Origin of the sequence: Streptomyces sp. SID14478, from assembly GCF_010548525.1 — a bacterium.
In the GTDB taxonomy this organism is placed as follows: Bacteria; Actinomycetota; Actinomycetes; order Streptomycetales; family Streptomycetaceae; genus Streptomyces.
Window position 1 is genome coordinate 1 of sequence record NZ_JAAGMG010000507.1, and the last position, 899, is coordinate 899.

Here is an 899-nt window from a genome sequence, read left to right on the forward strand (position 1 = left end):
CGAACGCACCGCGATGGCGGGCGGCACCCTGCGCGCGGGCCCCGCCCCGGCCGGCGGCTTCCTCGTCGAGGCGGCCCTGCCGCTCAAGGGGTCCGCCGCGTGAACGCCATCCGCATCGTCGTCGCCGACGACCAGGACGTCGTCCGCGCCGGATTCGGCGCGCTCCTCGACAGCCAGCGGGACTTCACGGTGGTCGGCAGCGCGCCGGGCGGCGCGGACGCCCTGCGGACCTGCCGCGAGACCCGGCCCGACCTGGTCCTCATGGACGTCCGCATGCCCGGCATGGACGGCATCGAGGCCACCCGCCGCATCACCCGCGATCTGTCCGCGACCCGCGTCGTGATGCTGACGACGTTCGACCTCGACGAGTACGTGTACGACGCGCTCGCCGCCGGGGCCAGCGGCTTCCTGCTCAAGGACATGCAGGCCGAGCGGCTCTTCGAGGCGGTGCGGATCGTCGCGGCGGGCGAGGCGCTGCTCGCGCCGACGGTCACCCGGCGGCTGATCGCGGAGTTCGCCCGGCTGCGCCCGCGCGCGGTCCCCCGACAGGCCCTGGCCATCGACGCGTTGACCCGGCGCGAACGCGAGGTGCTGCGGCTGATCGCCGAGGGCCTGTCCAACCAGGAGATCGCGGCCCGTCTCGTCGTCGGCGGCGAGACCGTGAAGACCCACGTCAGCCGGGTCCTCGCCAAGCTGGGGGTGCGCGACCGGGCGCAGGCGGTGGTGGCGGCGTACGAGTCGGGACTCGTCGTGCCGCGGTCGGGCTGAACCCGGGCCTGCCGGGACCGGTGGCGCGAGCACGCAGGCACGCAGGCGCACAGGCGCGCAGGTGCGCAGGCAGCGAGCCGTACGGGCGGCAGTTCGTACGGGCGCAGCGCGCATGCGGCAGGGCCCGTCCC

1 protein-coding gene is annotated in these 899 nt (G+C 75.5%); it reads left to right on the forward strand.

From position 1 onward, the window contains the following. The first annotated feature begins 99 nt into the window (after positions 1-99). Positions 100-768 carry a response regulator transcription factor gene (locus G3I40_RS16495; protein ID WP_164302910.1) on the forward strand — a complete coding sequence of 223 codons (669 nt, stop codon included), beginning with the start codon at positions 100-102 and terminating at the stop codon, positions 766-768. Positions 769-899: the final 131 nt, after the last annotated feature.